The organism is Bradyrhizobium sp. SEMIA (genome assembly GCF_014844175.1).
GTDB lineage: Bacteria > Pseudomonadota > Alphaproteobacteria > Rhizobiales > Xanthobacteraceae > Bradyrhizobium > Bradyrhizobium arachidis.
On record NZ_CP046601.1, the window covers coordinates 4,074,702 to 4,100,707 of the forward strand.

Sequence of the window (26,006 nt, forward strand, 5' to 3'; positions counted from 1 at the left end):
ACCGAGAATGACTCGGATCCAAGCCAAGTCGACAAACGATGCAGCATCCCAAGGTAGGACGAAAAATCCTTCGCATAAGGAGGCGAGCTGGATAGCTGTGATCGTGTCTCCATCGGAGTCCTTTGAGGTGATCCCGCAAACTCGTCCTTGACCCCGCGGGTTCGGCATTTTTCATCAAGCCGGGAAAGATTGACGCCTTCTGGGCCATAATGACGTTGAACCCGTTGGCCAAATCTCTATTTTCCAAGCAGGAGATCTATCAATTTGAAGTCGACCCGCGACAGTCCAAACATACCGGTACGGCCGAACGTCAGACGGCGTGCGATCTTGGAAACGGCACGGAAACTTGGTCTGCTCGGTGGCGAAAATCGTCGGATCGGCGGCCGCGTTTGCCAAGATCTGGTGGCAGCTGCGAAGAAAAAATCCGGCATATCGTCCGACACCGAGCTTATCGAGTACGCGCTGGCGGAGGTGGCGCTCGAAGACGACTTCGGCACGAGACTCATCCGTCGCAAAGGCGAGGTCGCGAAAGACGTCGACCTTGAATTTTGATCTGCTCCGTGCGCTGCGGCAGATCAAGCCGCATTGCACTGCGACCATCGACGATCTCCAACCGGTAATTGGACCGGCTGCACCGGCTGGCCGGGAGCAGGGTGGTGATCGACCTCCTCGGCCGCCTCGTTCTGGTCCGGTCATGTTTGCTCGGCCGTTTAGAGTCGTGCCGAGCTCCAAGACGACGTGGTCCGGTCTCAACGCCACATTGGCCGACCTAGTCGCCGCGGCGACCGTAGGACTGACGCCAGCGCTCGATGTTGTCGCCGAGCGCCGTGGCGGTGGAGGGGCGCTTGCCGCGGAGGAAGGTGTCAAGGTCGCGGAGCATTCGTTCAGCTATGGACTTGGTCTGCATGGGCGAATTGATAAGCGAGATGCCATGCTGCTCGGCCCAATCGCGGAGGAGGGGGGAGTGGTGCCACATCCCACGGTCCATCCAAACCTGTTCCGGGCTCCCCAATTCCGCAACAAGGCGCTGCAGCGTAGCGATCAGATCTTCGATAACGGCGTGGTCCAATGTGGCGCTCAGCGGACGACGCGTCGCGACGTCGGCGACAAGCATCACGAAGGGCCTGTCCGCGAAGTTGAGTAATGCGGAGTCGATAACCCAAGCTTCGTTCGGGAGCGTCACCTTGTCCGAGAGGGGCGTCGCGAGAGGCATGGTTTCGAGCTTCATCTTGATTTCCTTTCTATGCTCCAGAGTTGAGAGATGAGTTTTACTGACGGTGTATCTGCGGGTCAGCCCACCCGCAGTCGGCCGTTGAAGCTCTCGATTATCCTAGTCATGAGATTTGACGAGCAAACAAGCAGGGTAGTCATGGACAACTTCCTCTTCCCTTTGGCGGAAATGGCCAACGAGCGCATCAGCCTCACAGCAACATCCCAATCCCGGTTCGCGGCCTACCGCTGTCCAACGAGGGATGACGTTCTGCGCGCCGTGATGACGCGGGTTGCCGCGGTATCGACGTAAGAATCAGGTCCTCAACCAGAACGCCGGCAGTTAGGAGCGCCTCAAGCCAGCGAGCGCTGCGCACATGGGCCCCGACTAACGAGAAGCGGGTCTATAGCCAATACCATGGCCAGCCGATTATCGCGACCAGGTGCGAAATCCCGATGCCCGTGTTACAGAAGGTCGAGATGATCGTCTTGGTGGTGGTGGCGCAGGTTACGCGACTGACGAAGAGCGAAAAGGCAATCGAGTGTAGCACGCCGATCATGAGATAGACCGTAAAGATGCCATAGGCGCCCATCCCAAGGAGATCTGTGAACCGTAACTGCGATCGTGCAACAACTTCCGGCGCCGGCAACGTGATGGTTGGCCTTTGAGGCGAGCTACCGCCCGCGGGCTGCGGTTGGGGCTGCGGCCGAGGTTGCGGATTGGCAGGAAGAGACGGGCGGTTCCTTCGGACGCGGGCGCGGCGGAGATGGGCGCACGATCGGCTCAGGCTTTGGCGGCGCAGGACGCGCGGGTTCAGCGACATCACGACCTTACACTTATGCGGCTCATTGTTCTCAAATGACACCCACTGTTCGTGGGGCATCTGCCGCATGGAAATCCAGCGGTTGCAACTTCGACAGCGGCGGCTGTAGGAACTAGCCATGCAGGCCGGCCTGCGTGAGGAATGTACTGGCCGCCACGCGGGTTTTGCAGGACGTCTTCAGATAACTGACGACCAGGTTCGAAGAGGCTCTCGTCAGCGCCACGTAGAAGAGGCGCCTTTCATCCTCGACGGGTGCGCGCTTGTGGGGAATGAGCCCCTCGTTGCAGCTGGTCAGGATGACGGTGTGCCATTGCAGCCCCTTGGCCTTGAAGTAGGTCGCCAGGGCGACGCCGTCTTGCGGCGCATTCGGCACATTTCGGGAGATCGATCCGGAAATTCTCAACCGCAACTTCCAGGTCAACACGATGGGGCTGTTGTACCTGGCCAGGCGCTTTGCCCCTGCGATGATTGGCTCCAGCAAGGGCGCCGTCGTTGCCACAGGCAATACATCAGCATTGCGGGGCAAGCCCGGATTCGCTGGCTTTGCGCCGACCAAGGCGGCGCAGCGGATCCTGGCCGAGGCGATCGCACGCGAACTCGGGCCGCAGGGCGTGCACGTCGCCTATGTCGTGGTCGACGCCGTGATCGACCTGGAATGGACGAGGAAGCGCTACCCGGAGCGGCCGGACCACTTCTTCATCAAGCCGCGGGCGATCGCGGACGAGATCTGGCATGTCGTTCACCAGGATCGCAGCGCGTGGTCATTCAACGTCGAGCTGCGGCCATTTGGAGAGAACTGGTAGGCGCAGCGTAGCTGCAAGGCGATCCGCAAGAGTGGTGCGGTAGCCGGTCAATTCGAAAAGAACCCAGAGGAGACGTTTCATTGTGTCGAGGAAGGGAGTAATCTGTCGCGGTGCCCAGCCGCAGGTCTCCGCGATGAAGTCAGCGAAGGTGCGAGGCTACGGGGCGATCTTGCGGTTTTTCGGCGATAGGAACTGGCGCGTTCGCGCCCGGCGTTTGATAGTTGGACAGCAAGACCTGCTGCTAGCGACTGCGAGCGTCGATCGCGCTCAGCGAGTCGAACGGGGCGCGCCCCGACCGCCGCCTCGCACTCGGATCAGAATAGTCAGAATCGTCTAAAGGAGGTCGTCATGGCTTTCGAGGTCACGATCAACGGAGATCGTCATTCCGTCGACGTCGACGGAGATACACCGCTTCTCTGGGTGTTGCGGGACGTGCTCGGTATGACCGGCACGAAATTCGGCTGCGGCATGGCGCTATGCGGCGCGTGCACGGTGCATATCAACGGCGAAGCCGTCCGTTCGTGTATCACGTCGATCGATAGCATCGGCGACTCGAAGGTCACCACCATTGAGGCGGTCGGCAAGACTCCGGCGGGTCAGAAAATCCAGGCTGCCTGGCTCGATGGCGAAGTACCGCAATGCGGTTACTGCCAGTCCGGCCAGATCATGTCGGCGTCTGCATTGCTTGCGAGCAATCCGCATCCGACGGATTCCGATATCGATGATGCGATGTCGGGCAATATCTGCCGCTGTGGTACCTACGTTCGTATTCGCGAAGCGATCAAGCAAGCCGCGCAATCGGGAGGCTGATCATGACGCTCGCACACATTGATTCTGACCCAACCCAAGGTGATCTGTCGCGGCGCGGCTTTCTTCGCGCGAGCGCCGCAATGAGCGGCGGCTTGCTGCTCAGCCTGAGCTTGCCGTTCGTAAGTCGCGAGAGCAAGGCGGCGAGCTCCGACGGTTTCGAGCCGAATGCGTTTATCCGGATCGGCGGCGACGGGCAGATTGCCTTGACCATGCCCTATGTAGAGATGGGGCAGGGCACTTACACCTCGATCCCGATGCTGATTGCCGAGGAGCTCGAGGTCGACCTGAACCAGGTGCGCCTGGAGCATGCCCCGCCGAATGAAAGACTTTACATGAACCCGCTGCTCGGTGTGCAGGCGACCGGCAACTCGAATGCGATGCGAGGCGCCTGGCAGCCTCTACGCAAGGCCGGCGCGACCGCGAGGACAATGCTCATCGCGGCCGCGGCAAAGCGCTGGAATGTCGATCCGGGCTCCTGCCGGGCGGAAAACGGCGAGGTGCACCATCAGGCGTCGGGACGCAGCCTCGGCTATGGCGCGCTTGCTGACGATGCGGCGCGCCTGCCGGTGCCTGAGACTGTGACGCTGAAGAAACCGGCGGATTTCAGGCTGATCGGCACGCCGGCGAAGCGGCTCGATACGCCCGCCAAGATCAATGGCTCCGCGGTTTACGGGATTGACGTTCGGCCGCCCGGGGTGAAGATCGCGACGCTGGCCCAATCGCCCGTGTTTGGCGGGCGGGTGAAGCGCGTGGATGATGCTGCGGCCAAGGCCATCAACGGCGTCCGCCAGATCGTCCAGCTCGACGACGCCGTTGCGGTCATAGCTGATCATATGGGCGCTGCGAACAAGGGCTTGGCGGCGCTCAAGATCGAGTGGGATGGCGGTCCACACGTCAACCTCTCGACCAGTGACATTGCGCGCGAACTCGAAAGTGTCACGACGAAGGCAGGCATAGTGGCGCAGTCCATCGGTGACGCTGACAAGGCCATCGCAGGTGCGGCCGCCAAGGTCGAGGCGATCTATCAGGTGCCGCTCCTGGCGCACGCCACGATGGAGCCGATGAATTGCACGGTTCATTTTCGCAAGGATGAATGCGAAATCTGGATCGGCAGCCAGGCCATTGCGCGTGTTCGGGCGATGGCCGCGAAGGCCGCAGGCCTGCCGCCAGAGAAGGTCATCGTCCATAATCACCTGATCGGGGGCGGCTTTGGCCGGCGGCTGGAGGCCGACGGTGCAGTCCGCGCCGTCGAGATCGCCAAGCAGGTCGATGGCCCGGTGAAGGTCGTGTGGACCCGCGAGGAGGACATCCAGCACGATGCTTACCGCCCTTACTGGTTCGACCGCGTCTCCGCAGGCCTCGACGAGCAGGGCAGGCCAGTCGCCTGGAACCACCGCTTTGCGGGCTCATCCGTGATTGCGCGGTGGCTGCCACCGGGATTCAAGGACGGCCTTGATCCCGACTCGACGGAAGGCGCGATTGATCTGGTCTATAATCTGCCGAACTTCCACGTCGAATATGCGCGCGTGGAGCCGCCAGGGATCACAACCGGATTCTGGCGCAGCGTCGGCCCGTCGCACAATGTGTTCGTGACCGAGAGCTTTATCGACGAGTTGGCTGCCGCAGCGAAACAGGATGCGGTCGCCTATCGCCGCGCGCTGCTCGATAGGTCGCCGCGTGCGAAGGCGGTGCTTGACCTTGCCGCGGAGAAGGCTGGCTGGGGACAGGCCTTGCCCAAGGGAAGGGGCCGTGGCGTCTCACTGCAGTTTGTGTTCGGGAGCTACATGGCGCAGGTTGCCGAGGTCGAGGTATCGAACGAGGGCGCGGTCCGGGTTCGCCGCGTGGTCTGTGCGATGGATTGCGGCACCGTCGTCAACCCCGACACGGTGCAAGCGCAGATCCAGAGCGGAATCATCTTTGGCGCCACGGCGGCGCTCTATGGCGAGATCACGCTCAAAGGCGGCCGTGTCGAACAGACCAACTTCGATACGTATCAGATGCTGCGCATGAACGAGGCGCCGGCGATCGAGGTTCATATCGCCAGGAGCACGGAGCCGCCGGGCGGGATGGGCGAGACGGGGACCTCGGCGATTGTCCCGGCGATTGCCAATGCGGTCTATGCGGCGACGGGCAAGCGGCTCCGCAAGATGCCGATCGATCCCGCGCTATTGAAGCAAACGTGAGGTCGAAGAGACGGCGGCCTGGCGCGAGGGAACGTAGACCTCAGTATCTAGGGGCGACGTCAAGACACTCGGCGATCGCGGACAATTTTCCGCGATATGCTTGAGCTTGCGACACGTACGGAACTAAGCTGGTCGGGCAGGGGAAAATCCGATGGCTGTGCTCTATGCGAGCCGGAAGGCGTGCCCGAACTGCGGGAAGCCGATGACCGCCGTCCCCGACGATGTCGCAGAGGGTCGGCAGCGCTACGTCTGCACGCACAACGGCTTGCACCCGTTCCATGATCAAAACGCGTAATGGCCGCGAGCGCGAGAGGCTCGCCGGTGACGCATCGCCATCAGCAGAGTGCCACCTGGTGCGGCGTCAGCGAACTACGTCCTGCCTCAGGAGGTAGAACGGTGAATGGGTGGGCGGGGATAATGGGAAAGAGGGACAGTCAGTCAGACGGAGGGGAGCTATTGGGTGACAAGTGTGAATCGGCTCCGAACATTGACCCCATAGATGCGAAGTCAATCAAACATTTAGGGCGCCGATCGGCGTTCGGACCCTACGCCGGATAACAGCCAGGCCGACGCCGCCAAGGAGTTCTTCACGCTGCTGGCGTCCATCTCCCGGCAGGAAGCGCGCGGGCTGGACGCGCGGACGTTTTCCCAAAAGGCGACGAACGACACGAAGGCCTTCGAGCGGCATGCCTCGCGGCTCGCCGCCGTGCTCGGCGTCCGGATCGGACAGCCCGGCGCTGCAGCCGACGTGGTCTGGGCTCACATCGGGTTGGAGCGTTTCAGCCACCCTGTCCATCTGAAGGGGCCGGTGGCCGTGGAAGGGGCAAGGGGGCGCCTTGTCGACGGTAGCGCAAAGCCGTTCGCTTCGATCCATCCCGAGATGCTCTCGCAATTGGCCATCTTAGAGCCGCCCACGGCCATCCTGACCATCGAGAACTACGCGAGCTTCAATCGACAGGTTCGCGAGATCGAGGATGGCAGCCTGGTCGTGTACACCGGCGGCTTTCCTACGGCGGGCATCATCGAGCTTCTGGCCAAGGTCCTGGCGGTCGTGCCGGCCGAGGTCCCGTTCCTCCACTGGGGTGACGTGGATGCCGGGCGGGGTACGCATCTTCAGGTACCTGGAAGAGAGCCTGCCCCGCGGGCCGCGACCACACCTGATGACGAGGGAATTGGCCGAAAAATCTGGTCAGCCGGCATATGCTGATCCGAGCTTGATGTCGATTGCAAGGTCCGACAGTGCGATCCGCGAACTGGCGGAGTGGTTGGCGTTTGGGTCGGACGTGCGCCACCTCGAGCAGGAGGCATTGGATCCCGTTGCTCTCGAGCTTACGCTCTAACGCCTGTTCCAGTGACGGTCATCGTCTTCAGCGTCATCTTCGTTCATATCGACCGTCAACAGAGTCGTGGCGTAACCGTTCTTCTGCGCGAAAACTTGCTCGTAAAGTGCTTCGACGCGGCCACGCTTCTCTAGCCATGCGTGAGTGGGCACATCCCTCATTTCCGAAACGGTGCCGATTGTGGTCGGACGTGGCCAACGGTGGGTGAGGGAGAGCTCAGGAATTGGAGCGCCGGCGCGAAGGCCGAGATAGGGGAAATTCGGTGCCGGTATGACCCTCTGCACCTTCCGATCTTTGGATATCACGATGGCAGCGAGTTCGTCGGCGCTGGTCACGTAGACCTTGGCCATCACTTCGAGGGAGACGTCGAACTTCCGCGCCAGCACGCGCACTTGTTCAAGGTCGCACGCCTTGCTCAGCTTGCGACGCTCCGCGCGATATTCCGGCATCGGAACCACCAAGGCCGCGGAAAACTCGTTCGCTTCGATCTCGATCCGCTCTTCGTGTGGCACCGCCTCCCACTTATCCTTGGGTCTGGCGCGGCGCAGGTCACTCGTCGAACATTCGAACTTAGCCTTCACCATCCTGTGCGAGGGGATTGCGAAATGGCCGATTTCATGCCCGAGCGTGAAGTTTCGCCGCCCAGACGGCATTCCCTTGCGGAGCCCGACCGCGCCGACGCCATCTGATATGACAAGCGTGCCTTCGAAGTTATCGGTGTCGTATTCACGGATGCCGACTATGCCGAGCGCCGTGGCGATTTGCTCCAGAGGAACGCGCAAAGGGACCGCGCCAAGCTGTGCGCGGATTTGTCGATGCAGCTCGAAGGCCAGCTTCAGTGGCTGGCCGAGATCGGCAAGCTCCATCAAATCGATCGTGATTTCGGGAACATCGGATGTCATTTTTTCTTGGCGATCACGTTCAGGAGGTCCTCAAGCACCTTGAACTGCTCTTCCTCGAGAGTGCCGAGCTTGTCGCTGTTCCTCCGAAAGAACATTTCCGCCTGGCTCTGAGTGCCTTGCTCGTCGATTAGAAAAGCAACCGTGGTATCAAAATACCTCGCAAGCTTCTTAAGGAGATCAAGCGAAGGGTTCTTGCTCCTGTTGCTCTCGAGCTCCCAGATGTGGGCTTTGCTGGCGCCTATAGCGTCAGCAACCTCCTGAAGCGACTTGTTTTTTCGTATTCTTAGTTCTTTGATCCGGTCGCCGAGCGGCATCCCAACTCCTTCAATTTATATTGTTATATCGAACGACGCGTTTACTATATCTTGACATCGGCCGATGCGTTCGATATAACCATACAGTGCCGCAAGAGCGGCGCTTGTGCAAGGAGAAAACGACCATGGAAGTTCACGAGACCCCGCCGGATCACGCCGGCAAACATCACTATTTCTACACCATCGACGGGCACCGGTTCGAAACCTCGGACGAGGTCCAGGATGCGCGCAAGATCCTGCAGAAGGCTAGGCTCGCTCCGGCGGATGACTACGTTCTCATCGAGTTGTTGCGGCCGGGCACCCGCATCATCGGGCTGGACGAAGATGTTGACCTGGACAACACCGAGGCGCGCGAATTTCGCTCCTTCCTGACAGACCGTACCTTCAACTTCACGGTTGATGAGATCGGCTATGCGTGGGGCAGCACGGCGATCACCGAGCCCGAATTGCGCGACATCGCCGAAGTGCCCGCCAGCAAGGTGATCTTCTTGGATCGTCGCGACCAAGAGGACCTCGTGTTGGAAGAGAGCTCCAGCGTGGACCTCGCCGCCGCCGGAACGGAGCACTTGCGCACGGCCAAGCGCTTGATCACCGTCTTCTACAAGGACAAGCCTTTCGAACTGAAGCCGGGAAAGTATACCGGAGCTCAGCTCGCGGCGATCTTCGGCGTCCCGTCGCAGTATCAGCTTGATCTCGTGAAGCCCAACGGCGAGTTCGAAGAGATCGAGCCGACCAAGTCTGTCGAGATCAAGGAGGGCATGCACTTCGTTTCGCATCCGCCCTGTGGTCAGTCGTCATGACCGACCAGGCAGCCGAACTTCTGAAGCTGCGGGATCTCTGCCCCGCAGCCGAGATCTGGACCGACGGCGGTCATCCTGCCGTCTTCATGCCTAAGCTGCAGTTCAAGGCCCAGGGTGGCACCCAGACCCGCGACGTCCTCCTCTGGCCGCAGGCGCGCGATGGCTACGCCACTCGACTGTTCCTGTCGGCGCAGGTTCCCGGTGCCCAGAACTGGAATTCGTTCAGCATCTGCGGCCGACAGTGGTTCGCGTGCTCATGGCAAGGCGTGCCGGCGCACTTGCCCTGGATCGAGATCCTCGCGAACCACCTGCGGGCTTTCCGATGAAGATACATGTCAAGATCGCCTGGGAGCTGCTGGCATCCATTCGCGCTGATCTTCAGAGGCGCCATGCGTTCGCTCATGAGCGGGTGGGCTTTCTGAAGGCTGGTGCGTGCATGGCGGAGGGAGCGCTGCTGCTGTTCGCGATCGCTTATCAGCCGGTCGCCGACGACGATTACGAGCGAGATCCGCTCGTCGGCGCCAGAATTGGCGGAAGCGCAATGCGCAAGGGGCTGCAGTTTGCCTATCAGTCGCGGTCCGCCTTGCTGCACGTTCATGCGCACGGCGGTCGCGGACGCCCTGAATTCAGCGGTATCGATCTTCGGAGCGGCGCGGAGTTTGTACCCGGCTTTTTTCACGCGATCCCGCGCATGCCGCACGGCATGATCGTGTTGAGTAACGACTCCGCGACGGCGAAGGTCTGGCTGGATGAAAGCGATCATGGGACCTATGCATCCAGCTTCACCGCCGTCGGCGCCCCGCTCGTGAAATTCGGAGAGCGCTGATGAACTGGCTTGATCGACAGAGCTTCCTGGGGGCGGACAGCGATCGGATCCTGCAGCAGGCTCGGATCGGTATCGCTGGCCTAGGGGGTGGCGGGTCGCACGTCGCGCAGCAACTCGCGCACGTCGGTGTTCGGTCCTTTGTGCTCGCCGATCCCGACATCATCGAAGATACCAATCTGAACCGCCTCGTTGGGGGCACGCGAGAAGACGTCAAGAACGGCGCGCGCAAGGTCGACATCGCTCGTCGGGTGATTCAGGGCGTGCGGCCGGATGCCGACGTATATACGGTCGGCGACGTGTGGCAGGCCGCGAGTGCCGCTTTCAAGCTGTGCGACATCATCGTGGGCGGCTTGGATTCGGTCCGTGCAAAAGATGAACTGGACTCCTTTTGTCGCCGCCATCTTATCCCGTACCTCGACATGGGTATGGATGTGCACGGCACTGCGAACGACCATCTGATCGCCGGGCAGGTTGTGCTCTCCTCACCAGGAAAGCCGTGCTTGCGTTGCTTTCACATCGTAACGGAGCGGCGGCTCGAGCAGGAAGGTCGCCGCTACGGCGCTGCAGGAGGAAATCCGCAAGTCGTTTGGCCGAACGGAGTCTTGGCTTCCACGGCCGTTGGACTGTTTATGCACCTCCTCACGCCGTGGCATCGCGCTTCGGTTGCCACTGCCTATCTCGAATACGACGGCAACACCGGCACTGTTTCGCCGAGCCAGCGATTGGCTCACGTGCTTTCTCGGCCGTGTCCCCACTATCGGGAAGAGGAGAGTGGCGATCCCGGCTTCGACATCCGCTCGGTCTACGGACAGCACAGCTGAGGTCCGCAAGTAAGGTCCGTCGGTGTAACCAATTGCTTCGTGGTTTCAGAGCAGCCAGCGAAGCGCGACCGCTTCTCATTCGAGAGCGGCGACAACCGGGTTCGCGGACGCGTCGCGCGCCCAGTCGCCGAGCGTGTTGGCGCGTAGCTCCTCCCAAGCCCTATAAACCTTTTGAAGTTCCTCCACGACAGGTCCAAATGACTTGTCGTCCGATATGCCGATCTCCCGGAAGCGCAGGGCCATCTGCACCGATTTTTCAATCCAGAGCATGGCGAGCAAGATTGTACTGTGGCGACGACCGTCGGTCTCGATCTGCTTCTTCGGATTGAGCGCTAAAACATGCTGCCAGAACAAAACGTAGAGCGTTCTGACGAAGGCCCAATCGCTGTTCTGTTTGGCCTTGCCGAAACGCAACCGCTGCCTGCCGCTTCGATGGTAACGAAACTCGCCGGTAGCGTTGGAGATCAACTGGGTCTGTATAAACTGGTTGAGATCGGCCGGCGTGCGCAGCTTTGGAATTCTCCTAAATCGTGGGATCGTGCTTTGATTGATCCACATGGCGAAGCTATCGTCATCGACGCAGCTTCCCAACCAGAAGCTGGTCTGAGCAATCAAGGTCGCGCCAGGGATCTGGAATTCCTCCCAGTCTTGTCTGATCTGATAATCGGTCCGACCCATTACCGCGATGTGGCGGTCAGGATCGTCGCCCGTGACGAGCATCTCCTTCGGGAACGGCATTCCGGCGAAACGGGAAATCAGGCCGTCGAACGACAGCGATAAGATCCGGATATTGTTGATTTTGAAGAACATGCCGGCCTGGCTTGTCCGGAAAATCTGATTGTCCAAGCCGCTGAGCCCAAAGCCCTTCGTGGTGTCATCCGGATCCACGCTGATAATTGCGATCCGATCTTTTATCCCGATCCGCTGGTCGATCCGAAACTTCGGCGCGAACTCTTCCTTGTGCAGCATGTTGTATCCGAGCCAAAGACCTACGCGCACTTTGTCGAGCCAATCCAGCAGCCAATAGCACTCAGACACCTCGATCGATTTGCCCGCCATGAGGGATTCGATCGCCTTCTTGGCCCGCCTTTCGAGCGTCTTCCCGTACTTTTCATTGCAAGGTTCACAGGCGGGGAAGTGAAACGTGGACGCTGGTCTCACGATGTCGGCGCCGGTTACGGGGTCGCTCTCGATCTTGATTTTGCGATTGGGGTCTCCCGTGGCGCGCAGGAGCCACATCGGGATGATGTGCTCGCGGGAACGGGCAGACTTGCCGACCGCCGTGCCGCAGAAGACGCAATTCGACCAGCCAGGATCGCCGGCTGTGGTGCCACGTCGACCATCTGGTTTCATGAGGCAGATTTCCTGAAGGCACCCCCCTCGGTTTTTTCGAGTTAAAAAATCGCGGAAAAAAACGAGGGAAAATTCGGCAGTCGACTCAGTGGGATCTGAAATCGAGTCGTTCTTAAAACGAAATCGAGTCGCTCTAAAAGGCCAAATCGAGTCGTTCTAAAAGTGGCCTCTTAGATGCTGCCGAATGGTGGGCCCGGCAGGACTCAAACCTGCAACCAGACCGTTATGCGCAGCAAGTTCTAACCATCGAAGCTGCTCGCGAGGGAGGGTTTTGGCTCCGCCGGTCCAGACATACGTGGCGCTGAGTCCAGCCTGGTTGGCACGAGTCCAAACTTTGATGGCGTCCAACAGCAGACTGGTGGGCCCGGCACGACTCGAACCTGCAACCAGACCGTTATGAGCGGTCTGGTAGGCATGTTTAAAAAGTGTAATAAAATCAATAACTTGCAAGTTTGAATTTTCGCTTGAATATGCAAATCGTGCCCGTTCATTTGCATTTGTGCATTTTCATTCCCGTTCGCTCCCGTTCTCCAATCGGCTTAAGCGCCATGGAATCCCACCGCAAAGCTGTAGCCGCGAGCGTTGCGACAAACGCAGGGGATATCTAACAGGTTGAGTTGGAGTATGCGGTTGGGTCTTACATCATCGTGTAGGTTGGCGCATTCGGGTGGGATTCGCGGGGCGTGTTTCACGTTAAAGCAGATAGCATTGACGATCTCATGCGGGCGGTCTTTAGGCGCTTGCTTTCGCGCAACCCTGGAAATTTCAAGGTTTCGTCGCGCAAGGGCAACAGCACCGAAGTGTTCGGCGCGTTGCTTGAGCTGACCAATCCACGAGCCCGCTTAGGTAGATCAATGGGACGCGCTCGAGTGTTTAGCCCACTTGGAGAGTTGATGTGGTATCTCGCGGCCAGCAACTCCCTTGGCTTCATTCAGCACTACATTCGCGACTATCATGAATTCTCTGACGACAATCGTACGCTTAATGGAGCTTATGGCCCGCGCATCTTCAGCGCCGGCCGTGGCGAGGGAAATGCTCCCCATGATCAATGGGAGCGTATGATTGGCTCCCTGAAGAAACGAAATGGAACGCGGAATGCCGTCATACAAATCTTCTCCAACGAAGATGCGTCTCGCGCAACCAACGACGTTCCTTGCACATGCACGCTCCAATTTGTCATAAGGAACAACAACGTTTCACTGCATGTACACATGCGTTCAAACGATGCGTTTCTCGGCCTTCCGCATGACATTTTCTCTTTCACTATGCTTCAAGAGATCGCCGCTCGCGAGCTTGGAGTCGGGCTCGGAAGCTATCTGCATTCCGTAGCCAGCTTGCATCTCTATGATGATAGCGAGAAGCTTGATTCAAAGACTCGAGCTCAACAGTACTTAGACGAGGGCCTACACGAGATCGTTTCAATGCCTGCCATGCCCATAGGCAACCCGTGGGCAGCGATCCGACGAGTCCTTGACGCAGAGGAGAAGATACGTAGCGGCCAACACGATCTCAAGATTGAAACTGAATTGGATCCCTATTGGGCTGATCTCATCAGGCTCATTAACGCTTACGCGATCGACAAGACGGGGCAGCCGCCTAACAAATTGGAGGAACTGCTAGCCGATATCGTCTCCCCGACATATCGGCTGTATATTTTGGATCGAATCGCAAAGAAATCTGGATCCAAGAAGCAAGTTGGCGATTTGTTTGGGGAAGTCGATGACAGCCGGGATGCATAAGAGTGAAACCGACCGCATCGCGGCGTCTCTTACCAAGTACGAAAATGAAAATGGCCACCTTCCGGGCTTAGTGGATCCCGTTTGGCGAGAAACGCTTGTAAGGCAGATCATTTCTAGCCTTCGGCGGATCGCCTATGTGCATTTGATCAGAGATCGCGATGTGTCGGCCCGCAGATTGGATCCGCACCACGCTGCATTCGATCCACTCAAGGGAGCCTCGCTACTGATGAGGCGAGGGGAGGCGGATGAGGCTGTTTGGTTGACATTCGTCGGTACACAGTTTGGAAAGCACAAAGACGATGGTTGGAAGCTGGCGGCGAATGTTTTCGGCTCGTTTGGGGCGGGGCCGATTTGGACCGCGAAAGCTTACCGTCGAGCGCCCAACGAATTTCTTGCAATGCTCGTAAGTCAACGAGACGCATTGTCGGACATGAAACGTTCAGGCCGATATTCAAACCACAGGCAATATCAAAGCAAGGCGCCAGAAGCTATCGATCGCACGTTTCGCTCGTTCTGCGATTGGCAGTTCGTGAGAGGTGGGTTTCCGCAGCTCATTAGAGCGACGCACGAAACGCATGGACAGAATCCGACTGAGGTTTTTGATGTTCTCTATAAGTCGCTAAAAGTCGTGTCTGGCTTTGGGCGTCTGGGTAGATTCGATTTTCTTACTATGCTCAGCAAGCTTCATATAGCCCCCATCGAGGCTGGTAGCACTTACCTTGTAGATGCCACGGGACCGCTCGCTGGAGCGAAATTGCTATTCTATAAAGATGGAAAGCACTCTGTATCCGCGAGAGCGCTCCAAGCAAGGGCGGACGCACTTGACGATTATCTAAATGTCGGAAAGCAGGTGATCGAAGACAGCTTGTGCAATTGGCAAAAAAGTCCCGGCAGGTACGAGTATTTTCGGGGTTAACTGCGGACTGTTGGTATGTACGGATCCGCCTCCCAGTGATATCGCCGTTTCAGGAACGACATCTTGCCGTGGAGTAGAACTCCAGCATTCTCTAATTGTCCAACGACAATGCCCGGCGTCACTTGCGATTCCCTCGCTGCAGCAAGTATGGCCGAACGGGAAGGTCGGTCGGCTGTCAAGCGCTCGCGAACCCCAAGCGGTAACAGTATATCTTGGGCAAAGGCGTTTGCCTCGGCCTCCTGATCTGATGGATCGGCCGCTATGATGCTGGCGCCTTCACCATCAATGTGGCTCTGTCCGTGTAGTACAACATGCCCAGCTTCGTGGAAGAACGTGAACCAAAAGTGATCTTCTGACAGGTGCCGAAAGCTAAGATGGATAACTGGGTTCCCGTTTCGGTTAAACCAAGACGCTCCGCTGGCGCGGCAGCCATCGGGTGCGCGTGAACTGGTAACCGCTACACCGACCTCGCTACAGGCTGACTGGAGGCGGGCGAGGTAGCTCTTCGGATGCTTGAATGCGGACAGCCTTCGCAATGCAGGTAGAAGTTTCTTGAAGCCCTGCGAGTTGTATTTACGAAGCCCCAGCAACTCGGCCTGTTTTTCGCCAGCGCGCAACCAAACCAAGGTTGCCATACCGTCAGCCGGGAAAGCCAATGACGTTCTGAAAGCGACCTCGCCAACGCCGCTTGAATATCGAACGCCCCATTCTTGAATGCTTGCGCAGCCAAAGAACGTCAGCAACTGTGAGCGCAGCGTTTGTCCGCGAGCCGCTTGCGGCAACCAGCCGTATCGCTTCATGCTCTTGGTCGGCATGGTCGCTACCCAAGACTCTTCATCGGCAGGCTTAGTAGCGCCCAGCCGTGCAAGTTCTCGGACATAGCTCTTATCACGCGCAAGCCAAAAACGGGGAGAGGAGCCGAGAGTTTCCGCAAGCGCTTCAGCGATTGCCAGCGTGATCCTCGATTGTCCCGAGATCAAGGTTTCAAACTGGTCACTCCGGAGGCCTATTCTATCAGCCAACTCCTCGGAGGAGACTTCACGGGCTGCAAGCAATCTTCGGATCGTTTCGCCTGGTGGTGAGGCCCAGTTGGGATCTGTCTTCATCTCGAGATCAACCCCTGCCTGTAATCTGAAGAAGTTTGACGCGGTGGGATTGCCGCCAGCTCTCGATGGTCATTGCTTTGACGCCGATGGGCTCCACGACGAGCCATGTGCCTGGTCCGAGAAGAAACCTCAGCTTAACAGTTTCGCCTTCCATCATGATTTCCGGCAAGTCAGCTAGCTCGCCTAAGTACATGGCCTCACGCATGTCTGCAATGATACTTCGAAGGCTTTGCGCTAGATCGTGGCCAAGCGCTGCGGTGGCTATTCCGTGATCCATCGCGACCTCGCGGATGCGGCTCGTAAGGTAGCTCAGTTCCACGGTAGACTTACCCGGCGGCTATTAAGTTGTGTTGCGATGGCACCGATTGTCGGGAGCAAGAAGCCCCAGTTGCCGCCGTGGCTTTGGCGAATCAAATAAATTCTTGAACTAGAAGTAGTATTAGCACATCGGCACTATATCAACTCCGATCGCCCCGCGCGATCGTTCGTGCCTCGGGGTATTGCTAGGACATACCGAGATCACTTTCGAGCTGCTTCAAGATCTTACTAGGGATGGTCCCCAGTGCCTTCGCCAGCCGAAAGACCATCACAAGAGTTGGCGATTTCAAACCTCGTTCAATCTGACTGACGTACGTTCGGTGAATGTTTGCGCGCTCAGCGAGCTCTTCTTGGGAGAGCCCGGCAGCTAGTCTTAACCATTGAGCTACAGGACATTCCAACGAGTCGCTACTAGCCTGACCAGCATTTCGGGTGCGCGACACTTTCATGGGGTGGGCTGGTGTCCTATGGGGCCGCGTTCACCGTCTGTCCTGCGCGTACGATAGAGACAGGAAATGAGTTCCCGACGTCCAACAATGATTCCAGTAAATGTGGTTGAAACTCGCAAATTGCGGGAAAGCACATCTTGGGCAGGCTTGACCCCGGGATCAAGCAGGATTATTCATTAGTATACGAATGATCGTGTACAAACGACGCATAGCTGCCCGCCTCGGAAACCGCAATTGACGCGACAGGGAAGGTGAGATGAGCAATTTCAATCAGGAAAGCGTTCTGAGCGTCCACCACTGGACCGACACGCTGTTCTCCTTCAAGACCACCCGCAGCCCGACCTTCCGCTTCCGCAACGGCGAATTCACCATGATCGGGCTCAAGGTCGGCGAGAAGCCGTTGCTGCGGGCCTACAGCGTCGCCAGCGCCAATTACGAGGACACCCTCGAATTCTTCTCGATCAAGGTGCCGGACGGACCGCTGACCTCGCGGCTCCAGCACCTCAAGGAAGGCGACGAGATCATCGTCAGCCGCAAGGCCACCGGCACGCTCGTCATCGACAATCTGGAAGAGGGCCGCAACCTCTACCTCATCGGCACCGGCACGGGCCTCGCGCCGTTCCTGAGCGTGATCAAGGACCCCGAGACCTATGAGCGGTTCGAGAAGGTCGTGCTGCTGCACGGCTGCCGCCACGTGAAGGAGCTCGCCTATGGCGAGATGATCACCGAGACGCTGCCGAAGGATGAACTGATCGGCGAGTACATCCGCGAGCAGCTGATCTACTACCCGACCGTGACCCGCGATCCCTTCCGCAACCGCGGCCGCATCACCGACCTCATCACGTCAGGCAAGCTGTTCAGCGATATCGGCCTGCCGGGGCTGGAAGCCGCCCACGACCGCGTCATGATCTGCGGCAGTCCGGCGCTGGTGGCGGACACCCGCGTGCTGCTCGGCGAGCGCGGCTTCGTCGAAGGCAATCACGGCGAGCCGGCCCAGTTCGTGGTCGAAAAGGCGTTTGCAGAGCGCTAAACTCGGAATTCCTGCTCAATAAGACCGCATTTTCGCCGCGGCGCGGGCGTTGCCCCGTCGATTCGGCGCTTGATACACTTGTGGGAACGAATCAGCGGAGTTCCCACATGGTTGCAGACAGCGACAGCAACATCGCCTGGCACCGGGTCCAGTTGAAGAAGAACCGCGCCGAGTTGAAGGCGCTCGAGACCGCGCGCTTCACGATGGGCGAGATCGCGTCCTCGAAGCGGAACGGGCAGACCCAGAAGGCGATCGCGGAACTCAAGCGCAAGATCGGGCAGTCCGAGCGCGTCATCGCCGATCACGACAAGCGCACGCGCCGTCCGCTCGGCACCGATCTGCAAAGCCTCAGCAACGGCAGCTGGAGCCATTGGGACGCCTATACCAACCAGCAGCAGCGCAAGACCGGCCAGCGCTCGTCCGGGCGCGGATAGGCATCTCGCGCCCGCCCGCGAGGCGGTTTCCGGCTCTTGCGCCGGCCGCCCCGCATCCCATCTGGTTGAGGCGCCACCAACCAACCCGGTGATCCCATGACACCGCGCCTCGATTTCACCAGCGAGGCCTTCTTTCGCGATCCGCCCAGGGCGATCGCCGCGTTGCGCGGGCAGGGCCCCGTGGTCGCGACGCGCTTTCCCCTGGTCGGCGACGTCTGGATCACGACCACGCACGATGCAACCGCCCAAGTGCTGAAGGACGGCGCGACCTTCACGCTGCGCAAGGAAGGCGGCGGCGTCGCGGGCATCCGCTGGTGGATGCCAAAACTCGTCACCACCATCGCCAACAACATGCTGACGATGGACGAGCCTGATCATACGCGGCTGCGCAGCATCGTCGACGAGGCGTTCCGCCGCCGCGCCATCGTGGCGATGGAGCCGCGCATCCGTGCCATTGCCGACGATCTCGCGTCAAAGCTTTTCGCGGCCGGAAGCCCGGCCGATCTCGTCGAGCGCTATGCGCGCATCCTGCCACTGTCGGTGATTTCGGAGCTGCTCGGCCTGCCCATGGCCGATCGCCCGAGATTCATCGCCTGGGCCAATGCGATGTCCTCGCTGACGAATGTCGTCAGCTTCGTCCGCCTGTTGTTCGCCTTCCGCAACATGCGCGCGTATCTGGCGGAGCAGTTGCAGATCGCGCGCGAGCAGGGCGGCGAGGGGCTGATTGCCGAGCTGGTCCAGGTCGAACGCGAGGGCGGCCAGATCACGCCGGACGAAATGGTGGCGATGGTGTTCCTGCTGCTGGCGGCGGGCTCGGAGACAACGACGCATCTCATCAGCGGCTCGGTCTACGAGCTGCTGAGAAATCCCGGCTTGCGTGATTGGCTGGAACAGGACTGGGCCCGCGCGGCCCTCGCCGTCGAGGAGTTCTTGCGTTTCGTCTCGCCCGTGCAATTTTCAAAACCGCGCTATGTGCGGCGGGACATCGAGCTTGACGGCGTGCGCCTGAAGAAGGGCGATCGCGTCATGGTCATGCTCGCCGCCGCGAACATGGACCCTGCAGTGCACGACCAGCCGGAACGGCTCGATCTCGAACGCAAGCCGAACCGCCATATGTCCTTCGGCACGGGAATTCATTTCTGTCTCGGACATCAGCTCGCGCGGATCGAGGCGAGTTGCGCGCTCGAGGCCTTGTTCACGCGCTGGCCGCGGCTCGGTCTTGCCGTCGATCCATCGCCGATTCGTTGGCGCAAGCGGCCCGGCATTCGCATGATTGCGAAACTTCCGGTCACAGCCGAGTCCGAGGGAACACAGGTGACGGCTGCGGCATCCGCGACAGTTGATCGTTCCCTGGCTCAAGCGAGCTGACGCTTCTTCTCTCGAAATCTTCTTTCGAAATCTTCGCGTGGTGCGATCCGTCAGGAACGGGGTGTGGTGGCCATCGTTGTCCTGAGACCTCGCGGCGACGAAAGTCCGGCACGAGTTCCGTGCCACCCGCCGCAAGGGTTTCCCATCTCTCGGAGGCACACCATGACTGGCAAGATGCCACCCGTTCCACCAGCCAATCAAAGCACGAAGGGAACTGGCGACAGCAAGCAGGCGGCCGCGGATCAGGCGGCGCATGGCCAGCAGCGCGCGCAAAATCCTGACCAGCAGGGCCAGCAAGGCAACATCAAGCAGAACACGACCAATCAGGGCTACCAGCAGGACCGCTGAGGAGGGCGACACTGATGTCGACATCCACCAAGACACCGAACAGCATTCGTCAGGGCGGACCCGGCGCCTCGCATGAAAATGCGAAGGCGCCGCTGGAGGTCAAGAAGCCCGCGCCTGACGATCCGCAGCGCAGCCACAGCCGCGTGTCCGGCGGCGGAGGCGAGCGCGATTCCCATCACCGGCACGACCCCGCGGACAAGGGCGGAGGCTAATCGGGCATGAGCAGCAAGCACGCGAAACTATACGCACCGACGAGCAAGGATCTTCGCGACAATCCGCTGATCGGCGGATCCAAGGGCGCAAACATGGCGAGCGCATCGCCCGACGATATCGTGGATGCGCTCGGCGAGAACACGATCGAGGGCGACCGCGAAAATGACGTGACGTTCGCAGGCGGTATCGACAAGGACGTCGCGCACAGCGGCGCGCCCCGCAGAGGCCGGAGACCGTAGATGCAAGGCAAGAAAACCCACGAGCAGCAGATGCGCATTCTCGAGCGCAAGCCTGACACGCCCGATGCGCGCGAGCTGGATCAGGCATTGCGCGCCGCTGATGACAGCGAGCGCGGCACTGGCCCCAACGAGGGTGGTCAGAAGCCGCGAAAATGATCCGCCAGGAGCCGGACGGATCACTGCAAGAGGAGAGATCAATGCCAAGTGGACATGGCAGCAAGACGCATTTCAGGTCCGGCATGCACGGCAAGAGCGACGGCACCGGCGCCTTCGCCGAAGTGCCCAAGGAGAAGATCGGCGACAACATGGTGCTGTCCAACCGAGACAAGAAGCAGCATTCCGACATCCGCGGCATGGACAGCAAGTCGATCCAGACCGAGCAATATCAGGATCACTCTGCCAACCGGCTCGGAAGCGATGATGAAGACTGAGACCTGAGAAGATCAACTTCGGTCGTGTCCTCCGCGACCGACGACCTCGCGGACCGGCCCTCAGCCGGTCCGATTTTTTGTGGCGGCAAGATCACGCTCCCAGCCGAACACGGAGCGGCCGTCGAGATCGGGCGAAGCCGCGCGCTCGCCGGCAATGTAGGCTTCGACCGACGGCCCGCGCGCGGTGCGCTCGAGCCGCCGCGCCTGCTCGTCGAGGCGCTTGATCGCCTGCATCTCTTCCTCGCGCCCGAGCTTTGCGTTCTGGATCGCGCCCTTCAGCACACGGATGGTCTCGTCATAGACCTTGATCGGGACGGGGTAGGGATGCCGGTCCTTGCCGCCATGGGCGAGCGAGAAGCGCGCGGGATCCCTGAAACGATAGGGCGCGCCATGCACGACCTCGGCGACCATCGCCAGCGAGCGCACCGTGCGCGCGCCGACGCCGGGTGTTAGCAATAGCTCCGGGAAATCGACCGGGCCGCGCTCGGCCGCGGCGGCGAGGGTTCCATGCAGGCGCCGCGCGAACACGTCCTTGGGCCTGACATCGTGATGATCAGTCATGATCAGGTGCGGCAGCATGGCCTGTGCCGGCTCCGGCGCCGTTCCAGTGAGCCGCTCGAATTCGGTGAGGATGCGATCCGGACCGAGATCGTTCAGCAGCTCGAGCTGCGCGGTGCGCGAGATATCGGCGCGATGGTCGGTGAGGTTGACGATCTCGCCCTGCTGCGGCCCGTCGATCGCGCTGTGCGGCGCGTCGACAAAACTCTTCAGCGCCTCGGAATGCCAGTGATAGCGGCGGGCCTGGCGCTTGTCGCCGTTCATGCCCTGCTGCACCACCGTCCATTTGCCGTCGGTCGTGACGAAGAAGCCGTGCAGATAAAGGTCAAACCCGTCCTGCACCGCGGCGCTGTCGACTTTCGCCACGAGGCGGCTGGCGCGGGTGAGGCTCACGCCGTCGAAGCCGACGCGATCGCCGAGCTGCAACAGCTCGTCCGGTGTCTTGCGCGAATGCTGGCCGCGGCGCCGCAGACATAGATGCCAAGCTCGTCCTGGAGCGGTCCGAGGCCGCGCTTCAGCGCGCCGATCACCGAGGTCGTGATGCCCGAGGAGTGCCAATCCATCCCCATCACGGCGCCGAAAGACTGGAACCAGAACGGATGCGATAGACGCTGCAGGAATGCATCGCGCCCGTAATGGAGCACGATCGCCTGCGTGACGATCGCCCCGAGCGAGGCCATGCGGCTCGCCAGCCACGGCGGAACCCGCCCGGTGTGAAGAGGAAGATTGGCGCTGCCGGTGCGTCTGGTCATGTATGCCTCAAATTAGCGCAATTCGGCACGGTTGCACCAGGAGAATGCTGCGTTGCGTGAGGCAGGGGAGCGAAGCCGGGCGGAACGCGTTGGCGAGCAGCGAATGCAAATCCGGGGACGTGAATGAATTGGCAGGCTCTCATGGCCGACATCGATAAGATGTTCGGGTGGATTCCCTCATGGATCATCGGTCTCGGCCTGGTTGCCGGGGCCATCCTGCTTGCGCTGTCGTTCCACCGATTCGCGGCCTGGCTGCTCAACCGCGCCTTCGGAACTCGCCTGCCTCTCATCAGCGTGTTCATCGAGCGCACGTCGGGGCCCGCCCAACTGGCCCTTTGCCTCGCCGCCGTCGCATTGGTTCTGCCGCTCGCGCCACTCAGCGACGCGTTCCGCATGCCGCTGACCAGCCTGTTCGTGGTCGCCTTCATCGCGCTGATCGGCTGGATCTCGATCCGGATCGTCGACATGAGCGCGGCGCGCTATCTGCAGAACTTTCGTGACGTCACCGAGAATTTCGTCGCACGCAAGCACGTCACTCAGGTGCGGGTGTTCAAGCGCGTCACCGACATCATCATCGTCATCATCACGGTGTCGACCGCGCTGATGACGTTCGATTCGGTCAGGCAGTACGGCGTCAGCCTGTTCGCCTCCGCCGGCGCCGCCGGTATCATCGTCGGTCTCGCCGCGCGGCCGCTGCTCAGCAACCTGATCGCAGGCTTGCAGATCGCGATCACGCAGCCGATCCGCATCGAGGATGCGGTGATCATCGAGAACGAGTGGGGCTGGGTCGAGGATATCGCCGCCACTTATGTGGTGATCCGGCTGTGGGACTGGCGGCGCATGGTGGTGCCGTTGTCCTATTTCATCGAAAAGCCGTTCCAGAACTGGACCCGCGACACGGCGTCCCTGATCGGCGTGATCGCGCTCCATGTCGATTATCGCGCCGACGTGCCGCGGATCCGGCGCTGGCTGGAGGGTGCGGTAAAGGAATCCAAGCTGTGGGACGGCGCGGTGGTCAATCTCCAGGTGATCGACGCAGATTCGCGCACCATCGAGCTTCGCGCGCTGGTCAGCGCACGGAACGCACCGCAATCCTGGGACCTGCGCTGCGAGATGCGGGAGAAGCTGATCGCCTTCATCCGCGACGAGATGCCGGAAGCCCTGCCGCGCGAGCGCGCGATCCTGATCCCACAGGGCGGTGGCGACGATATCGAATTGCTCCAGCGCCCCGCCGCGCCGGAGAAGATGCGGGCGAGCGCCCACAATTGAAAGCGCGGCCGTTATTGAACCTTGATCGTGCCGCGCAGGCCCGCCTGCTGCTGGATCGTATCCAGCGCGCCGGATGACTGCTCTTCCGCGACGAAGCTATTGAGCAGGGGAAGCGCGGCCTCGCGTCCTTTGGGGATCGCGATCGCCATATGCTCGGCGCCCCAATTGCCGTCGAGGATCTTTGCGCCCGGCATCTGGTCGGACATTTCGAACAGCGTCGGCTTGTTGGTGGCGTAGAGATCGATCTCGGCTCGGCCAAACATGCCGATGGCGACCTTGACGCTCTCGGCGGGAACGATGGTCGCGTTCTTGAACCTGGCGGGCAGGGTGCGCTCGGAGGTCGAGCCCTTGGTCACGCCGATCTTCACGCCTGGCTTGTCGATATCCTTGATCTCTCTGATCGGCGAGTTCGCGGGAACGAGATAGCCGAGCTCGATCGAGAGTACCGGCTGGCTGAAGCTGACCTCATTGGCGCGAGCCGGCGTGGCGTTGGTCACGGTGAAATCAACCTGGCCGTCATGGATCGCGGTCACGATGTCGGCGACGCGCTGAAACCGAACATAGTCGACGCCGACGCCGAGCCGTTTGGCCAGCTCGCCGCCGAGATCATAGGCGAGGCCGTGCGGCTTGCCGCTCGCATCTGTGATCATCGAGGTCGGGCTGCCCGGATAGATGCCGACGCGCAAGGTGCCGCTCGGCGCCAGCAGCTTTGCTTCGCCATCGGCGCGCGCGGGCGCGCCGATGAAACCGATGATCGCCGCCGCGAGCAGGACGGTGCGCGTAAATAGCACAGAAGAGGTCCTCATGCGGAAGACCTCACTGCGCGCGGATGTCGGCGGCCTTCAGCACCGGCTCCCACTTGGTCGCCTCCGCATGCATGTAGGCGTCAAAGTCCTTGGCGGAGGAGCCGACCGGGGCCGCACCGATCTTGCCGAGCGTCGACAGCACATTCGGATCCTGCAGCGCCGCCTTCAGATCGGTCTCGAGCTTTGCCACGATTTCCGGCGGCATCTTTGCCGGTCCAAGCACGCCCCACCAGACCGAGACGTCGTAGCCGGGGACACCGGACTCGGCGACGGTCGGGACGTTCGGCAGCGCCTTGGAGCGCTCGGCCGAGGTCACCGCGAGCGCGCGCACCGGGCCGCCTTCGAGCTGGCCGATCGCTTCCGCAAGCGGGTTGATGCTGAGGGGGATCTCGCCGGCGATCACGGCGGTCAGCGCCGGCGCGCCGCCCTTGTAGGGGATCGCGACGATCTTGGTGCCGGACATGTGTTTGAGCAGCTCGCCGGCGAGATGCGCGGAGGTGCCGTTGCCGGACATGCCGTAGGAGAGCTTGTCCGGCTCCTTCTTGGCGGCGGCAAGGAGATCGCCGAGCGTCTTGTAGGGGCTGTCCTTCGCCACCACGATCGCGAGCGGCGAGGAGGCGACCTCGGTGATCGCGGTGAAATCCTTGAACGTGTCGTAGGGCACGCTTGGATAGATAAACTGGTTGAGCGGATGGCCGCTGGCGACCAGGATCAGCGTGTAGCCGTCCGGCGCGGCCTGCGTCAGCGCCTGCGAGGCGACGATGCCGCCGGCGCCGGGACGGTTGTCGATCACAGGCTGCTGGCCCCAAGTCTTCGCCAGCGCCTGGGCCAGCGTGCGCGCGAGCACGTCGACCGCACCGCCGGCCGCATAGGGCACGAGAATGTGGACCGGCTTGCTCGGATAAGTGTCGGCGGCCTGCGCGGCGTTCGCAGCCAGCAGCAAGCCTGCACCGACCGCGAGTCGGCCGATTGTCTTGTTCAAACCCAGCATTCCCAGCACTCCTTAAGGGCGTTTGCGCGCCTGGCGGCGGTCTCCGAGCCGTCCGGACCCTGCCCATGGTTTTTGTTGACGAGACCTGATCTTTTGTACGATAGTACAAATCACATGGTACGCAAGCCCACCAGCAAGGAAACGGCCCGCAAGCCGAACATGCGCGAGGCGATTCTCGCCGCGGCCGAGGAGCTGTTCGCCACCAACGGCTTCAACGCCGTCTCGGTGCGCGACATCGCACAGGCCGCCGGGGCCAATCCCGGCAGCGTCACCTATCATTTCAAGACCAAGGACGGCCTGCTGCTGGAAATCTACCGGCGCCATTGCGGGGCGATGAATTTGCGCCGTTCCGAGCTGCTCGCCGCCGCAAAACGCGTGCGCGATCTCCAGGATCGGCTCGAGGCGATCGTGCGGGCCTATGTGGTGCCGGCCTTTACCTCCGGCAGCGATCTCGCCGGCGGGGGCGCGCGCTTCACGCGGCTGCGCGCCGTGATGTCGGCGGAAGGCAACGAGGTCGCGCGAAAGATCATCGCGCAGACCTTCGACGACACCAGCCACGCCTTCATCGATGCGATCCACGAGAGCCTGCCGCACATTCCGCGCACCGACATCGTCTGGCGCAGCCACTTCCTGCTCGGTGCACTCTATTATTCGCTGGTGACGCCGGATCGCGTCTCGCGCCTGTCGCGCGGCGAGGCCGACGGCAGCGATGCCGCGGGCGCGATCGAGCAACTGGTGCAAGCCACCGTCGCTGCGTTCCAGGCACCGGCGCTTGATCAGGCTGCGCCGGCACGGCGGCGGAGTGTCGCAAGCAGCAAGACTTGAAAGAGACCGCTGAGGGGAGCGCATCCAGC

The 26,006-nt window shown here is 60.8% G+C and carries 33 protein-coding genes and 2 pseudogenes; 24 read left to right on the forward strand and 11 right to left on the reverse strand.

All coding sequences use genetic code 11. The annotated features are described in order from the left end of the window. Positions 1-264: 264 nt before the first annotated feature. Entirely contained in the window at positions 265-552 is a 288-nt protein-coding gene (locus tag FOM02_RS19970) for a hypothetical protein (protein ID WP_265442075.1), read from the forward strand. 217 nt (positions 553-769) lie between these two features. On the opposite strand, the gene FOM02_RS19975 is transcribed toward FOM02_RS19970, so the two are convergent. Beyond that, entirely contained in the window at positions 770-1,228 is a 459-nt protein-coding gene (locus FOM02_RS19975) for a hypothetical protein (protein WP_265442076.1), read from the reverse strand. Positions 1,229-1,369: 141 nt separating this feature from the next. On the opposite strand from FOM02_RS19975, the gene FOM02_RS19980 reads away from it, so the two are divergent. Next, on the forward strand, positions 1,370-1,522 hold the full coding sequence (locus tag FOM02_RS19980) for a hypothetical protein (protein ID WP_265442077.1): 153 nt from the start codon (positions 1,370-1,372) through the stop codon (positions 1,520-1,522). A gap of 623 nt (positions 1,523-2,145) precedes the next feature. On the opposite strand, the gene FOM02_RS19985 is transcribed toward FOM02_RS19980, so the two are convergent. Beyond that, complete coding sequence (locus tag FOM02_RS19985) at positions 2,146-2,514, reverse strand: 3'-5' exonuclease (RefSeq protein ID WP_265442078.1); 369 nt, start codon at positions 2,512-2,514, stop codon at positions 2,146-2,148. Here FOM02_RS19985 and FOM02_RS19990 point away from each other — a divergent pair. The 6 genes and pseudogenes from FOM02_RS19990 to FOM02_RS20015 all read left to right on the forward strand — a co-directional run bounded on the left by FOM02_RS19990 (position 2,459) and on the right by FOM02_RS20015 (position 7,169). Beyond that, positions 2,459-2,836 carry an SDR family NAD(P)-dependent oxidoreductase gene (locus FOM02_RS19990; RefSeq protein ID WP_265442079.1) on the forward strand — a complete coding sequence of 126 codons (378 nt, stop codon included), beginning with the start codon at positions 2,459-2,461 and terminating at the stop codon, positions 2,834-2,836. The two genes, FOM02_RS19985 and FOM02_RS19990, sit on opposite strands and share 56 nt — an antisense overlap. A 348-nt stretch (positions 2,837-3,184) precedes the next feature. Further along, positions 3,185-3,646 carry a (2Fe-2S)-binding protein gene (locus FOM02_RS19995; RefSeq protein WP_265442080.1) on the forward strand — a complete coding sequence of 154 codons (462 nt, stop codon included), beginning with the start codon at positions 3,185-3,187 and terminating at the stop codon, positions 3,644-3,646. A gap of 2 nt (positions 3,647-3,648) precedes the next feature. After that, a complete protein-coding gene (locus tag FOM02_RS20000) occupies positions 3,649-5,829 on the forward strand; it encodes a xanthine dehydrogenase family protein molybdopterin-binding subunit (RefSeq protein WP_265442081.1) in 2,181 nt (726 codons plus the stop codon). 604 nt (positions 5,830-6,433) lie between these two features. After that, positions 6,434-6,481: pseudogene (locus FOM02_RS20005) on the forward strand (hypothetical protein); the annotation flags it as partial. Between the two features lie 54 nt (positions 6,482-6,535). Next, complete coding sequence (locus tag FOM02_RS20010) at positions 6,536-7,036, forward strand: Wadjet anti-phage system protein JetD domain-containing protein (protein WP_265442082.1); 501 nt, start codon at positions 6,536-6,538, stop codon at positions 7,034-7,036. After that, positions 6,921-7,169 carry a Wadjet anti-phage system protein JetD domain-containing protein gene (locus FOM02_RS20015; protein ID WP_265442083.1) on the forward strand — a complete coding sequence of 83 codons (249 nt, stop codon included), beginning with the start codon at positions 6,921-6,923 and terminating at the stop codon, positions 7,167-7,169. Before FOM02_RS20010 ends, FOM02_RS20015 begins: the two co-directional genes overlap by 116 nt. Here the strand turns inward: FOM02_RS20015 and FOM02_RS20020 are convergent. Continuing rightward, positions 7,166-8,071, reverse strand: coding sequence for an ImmA/IrrE family metallo-endopeptidase (locus FOM02_RS20020; RefSeq protein WP_265442084.1), 906 nt, complete (start codon positions 8,069-8,071; stop codon positions 7,166-7,168). The genes FOM02_RS20015 and FOM02_RS20020 overlap by 4 nt on opposite strands. After that, positions 8,068-8,385 (reverse strand): helix-turn-helix domain-containing protein, encoded by a 318-nt coding sequence (locus tag FOM02_RS20025; protein WP_265442085.1) that lies wholly within the window; start codon positions 8,383-8,385, stop codon positions 8,068-8,070. Before FOM02_RS20025 ends, FOM02_RS20020 begins: the two co-directional genes overlap by 4 nt. Before the next feature lie 125 nt (positions 8,386-8,510). Here FOM02_RS20025 and FOM02_RS20030 point away from each other — a divergent pair, with 125 nt between their 5' ends. Genes FOM02_RS20030 through FOM02_RS20045 form a run of 4 tightly spaced genes read left to right on the forward strand, consistent with a single transcriptional unit; the run spans position 8,511 to position 10,832 of the window. Beyond that, positions 8,511-9,185: a multiubiquitin domain-containing protein gene (locus tag FOM02_RS20030; RefSeq protein WP_265442086.1), complete on the forward strand. Its 675-nt coding sequence runs from the start codon at positions 8,511-8,513 to the stop codon at positions 9,183-9,185. Then, positions 9,182-9,511: a hypothetical protein gene (locus FOM02_RS20035; RefSeq protein ID WP_265442087.1), complete on the forward strand. Its 330-nt coding sequence runs from the start codon at positions 9,182-9,184 to the stop codon at positions 9,509-9,511. Before FOM02_RS20030 ends, FOM02_RS20035 begins: the two co-directional genes overlap by 4 nt. Further along, positions 9,508-10,011 carry a hypothetical protein gene (locus tag FOM02_RS20040; protein WP_265442088.1) on the forward strand — a complete coding sequence of 168 codons (504 nt, stop codon included), beginning with the start codon at positions 9,508-9,510 and terminating at the stop codon, positions 10,009-10,011. Before FOM02_RS20035 ends, FOM02_RS20040 begins: the two co-directional genes overlap by 4 nt. Then, positions 10,011-10,832: a HesA/MoeB/ThiF family protein gene (locus tag FOM02_RS20045; protein WP_265442089.1), complete on the forward strand. Its 822-nt coding sequence runs from the start codon at positions 10,011-10,013 to the stop codon at positions 10,830-10,832. The genes FOM02_RS20040 and FOM02_RS20045 overlap by 1 nt, the downstream gene beginning before the upstream one ends. A gap of 75 nt (positions 10,833-10,907) precedes the next feature. Here FOM02_RS20045 and FOM02_RS20050 read toward each other — a convergent pair whose 3' ends face one another. After that, positions 10,908-12,185, reverse strand: a complete 1,278-nt coding sequence (locus FOM02_RS20050; protein WP_265442090.1) for a hypothetical protein — start codon at positions 12,183-12,185, stop codon at positions 10,908-10,910. Positions 12,186-12,868: 683 nt separating this feature from the next. On the opposite strand from FOM02_RS20050, the gene FOM02_RS20055 reads away from it, so the two are divergent. After that, complete coding sequence (locus FOM02_RS20055; protein WP_265442091.1) at positions 12,869-13,924, forward strand: thymidylate synthase; 1,056 nt, start codon at positions 12,869-12,871, stop codon at positions 13,922-13,924. Then, the gene (locus tag FOM02_RS20060) at positions 13,905-14,840 is read left to right on the forward strand and encodes a hypothetical protein (RefSeq protein ID WP_265442092.1); all 936 of its coding nucleotides are present in this window, start codon (positions 13,905-13,907) and stop codon (positions 14,838-14,840) included. Before FOM02_RS20055 ends, FOM02_RS20060 begins: the two co-directional genes overlap by 20 nt. Here the strand turns inward: FOM02_RS20060 and FOM02_RS20065 are convergent. The 3 genes from FOM02_RS20065 to FOM02_RS20075 form a co-directional block, all read right to left on the reverse strand. Beyond that, positions 14,837-15,946 (reverse strand): ImmA/IrrE family metallo-endopeptidase, encoded by a 1,110-nt coding sequence (locus FOM02_RS20065; protein WP_265442093.1) that lies wholly within the window; start codon positions 15,944-15,946, stop codon positions 14,837-14,839. The two genes, FOM02_RS20060 and FOM02_RS20065, sit on opposite strands and share 4 nt — an antisense overlap. 7 nt (positions 15,947-15,953) lie before the next feature. Further along, the gene (locus FOM02_RS20070; protein WP_265442094.1) at positions 15,954-16,265 is read right to left on the reverse strand and encodes a hypothetical protein; all 312 of its coding nucleotides are present in this window, start codon (positions 16,263-16,265) and stop codon (positions 15,954-15,956) included. Positions 16,266-16,449: 184 nt separating this feature from the next. Continuing rightward, positions 16,450-16,713 carry a helix-turn-helix domain-containing protein gene (locus FOM02_RS20075; protein ID WP_265442095.1) on the reverse strand — a complete coding sequence of 88 codons (264 nt, stop codon included), beginning with the start codon at positions 16,711-16,713 and terminating at the stop codon, positions 16,450-16,452. Between the two features lie 256 nt (positions 16,714-16,969). Here FOM02_RS20075 and FOM02_RS20080 point away from each other — a divergent pair, with 256 nt between their 5' ends. From FOM02_RS20080 to FOM02_RS20115, 8 genes are all read left to right on the forward strand, one after another. Further along, the gene (locus tag FOM02_RS20080; RefSeq protein WP_027557302.1) at positions 16,970-17,743 is read left to right on the forward strand and encodes a ferredoxin--NADP reductase; all 774 of its coding nucleotides are present in this window, start codon (positions 16,970-16,972) and stop codon (positions 17,741-17,743) included. 107 nt (positions 17,744-17,850) lie between these two features. Beyond that, the gene (locus tag FOM02_RS20085) at positions 17,851-18,177 is read left to right on the forward strand and encodes a hypothetical protein (RefSeq protein WP_027557303.1); all 327 of its coding nucleotides are present in this window, start codon (positions 17,851-17,853) and stop codon (positions 18,175-18,177) included. 96 nt (positions 18,178-18,273) lie between these two features. Beyond that, positions 18,274-19,545, forward strand: coding sequence for a cytochrome P450 (locus tag FOM02_RS20090; protein WP_027557304.1), 1,272 nt, complete (start codon positions 18,274-18,276; stop codon positions 19,543-19,545). Between the two features lie 162 nt (positions 19,546-19,707). Continuing rightward, the gene (locus FOM02_RS20095) at positions 19,708-19,893 is read left to right on the forward strand and encodes a hypothetical protein (protein ID WP_027557305.1); all 186 of its coding nucleotides are present in this window, start codon (positions 19,708-19,710) and stop codon (positions 19,891-19,893) included. Positions 19,894-19,907: 14 nt separating this feature from the next. Then, the gene (locus FOM02_RS20100) at positions 19,908-20,105 is read left to right on the forward strand and encodes a hypothetical protein (RefSeq protein WP_027557306.1); all 198 of its coding nucleotides are present in this window, start codon (positions 19,908-19,910) and stop codon (positions 20,103-20,105) included. A 6-nt stretch (positions 20,106-20,111) separates the two neighbouring features. Next, on the forward strand, positions 20,112-20,345 hold the full coding sequence (locus FOM02_RS20105; RefSeq protein ID WP_027557307.1) for a hypothetical protein: 234 nt from the start codon (positions 20,112-20,114) through the stop codon (positions 20,343-20,345). Then, positions 20,346-20,501: a hypothetical protein gene (locus tag FOM02_RS20110; protein ID WP_156950868.1), complete on the forward strand. Its 156-nt coding sequence runs from the start codon at positions 20,346-20,348 to the stop codon at positions 20,499-20,501. It begins immediately after the preceding gene. A gap of 41 nt (positions 20,502-20,542) precedes the next feature. Then, on the forward strand, positions 20,543-20,776 hold the full coding sequence (locus FOM02_RS20115) for a hypothetical protein (protein WP_027557308.1): 234 nt from the start codon (positions 20,543-20,545) through the stop codon (positions 20,774-20,776). 60 nt (positions 20,777-20,836) lie between these two features. Here the strand turns inward: FOM02_RS20115 and FOM02_RS20120 are convergent. Continuing rightward, positions 20,837-22,086: pseudogene (locus tag FOM02_RS20120) on the reverse strand (DUF763 domain-containing protein). A 123-nt stretch (positions 22,087-22,209) separates the two neighbouring features. Between FOM02_RS20120 and FOM02_RS20125 the strand changes: the two are divergent. Further along, on the forward strand, positions 22,210-23,355 hold the full coding sequence (locus FOM02_RS20125; RefSeq protein WP_027557310.1) for a mechanosensitive ion channel family protein: 1,146 nt from the start codon (positions 22,210-22,212) through the stop codon (positions 23,353-23,355). An 11-nt stretch (positions 23,356-23,366) separates the two neighbouring features. Here the strand turns inward: FOM02_RS20125 and FOM02_RS20130 are convergent, their stop codons facing one another. Continuing rightward, entirely contained in the window at positions 23,367-24,161 is a 795-nt protein-coding gene (locus FOM02_RS20130; protein ID WP_027557311.1) for an ABC transporter substrate-binding protein, read from the reverse strand. A 10-nt stretch (positions 24,162-24,171) separates the two neighbouring features. Next, a complete protein-coding gene (locus tag FOM02_RS20135) occupies positions 24,172-25,152 on the reverse strand; it encodes a tripartite tricarboxylate transporter substrate binding protein (protein WP_027557312.1) in 981 nt (326 codons plus the stop codon). A gap of 114 nt (positions 25,153-25,266) precedes the next feature. On the opposite strand from FOM02_RS20135, the gene FOM02_RS20140 reads away from it, so the two are divergent. Further along, complete coding sequence (locus tag FOM02_RS20140; RefSeq protein ID WP_027557313.1) at positions 25,267-25,977, forward strand: TetR/AcrR family transcriptional regulator; 711 nt, start codon at positions 25,267-25,269, stop codon at positions 25,975-25,977. Positions 25,978-26,006: the final 29 nt, after the last annotated feature.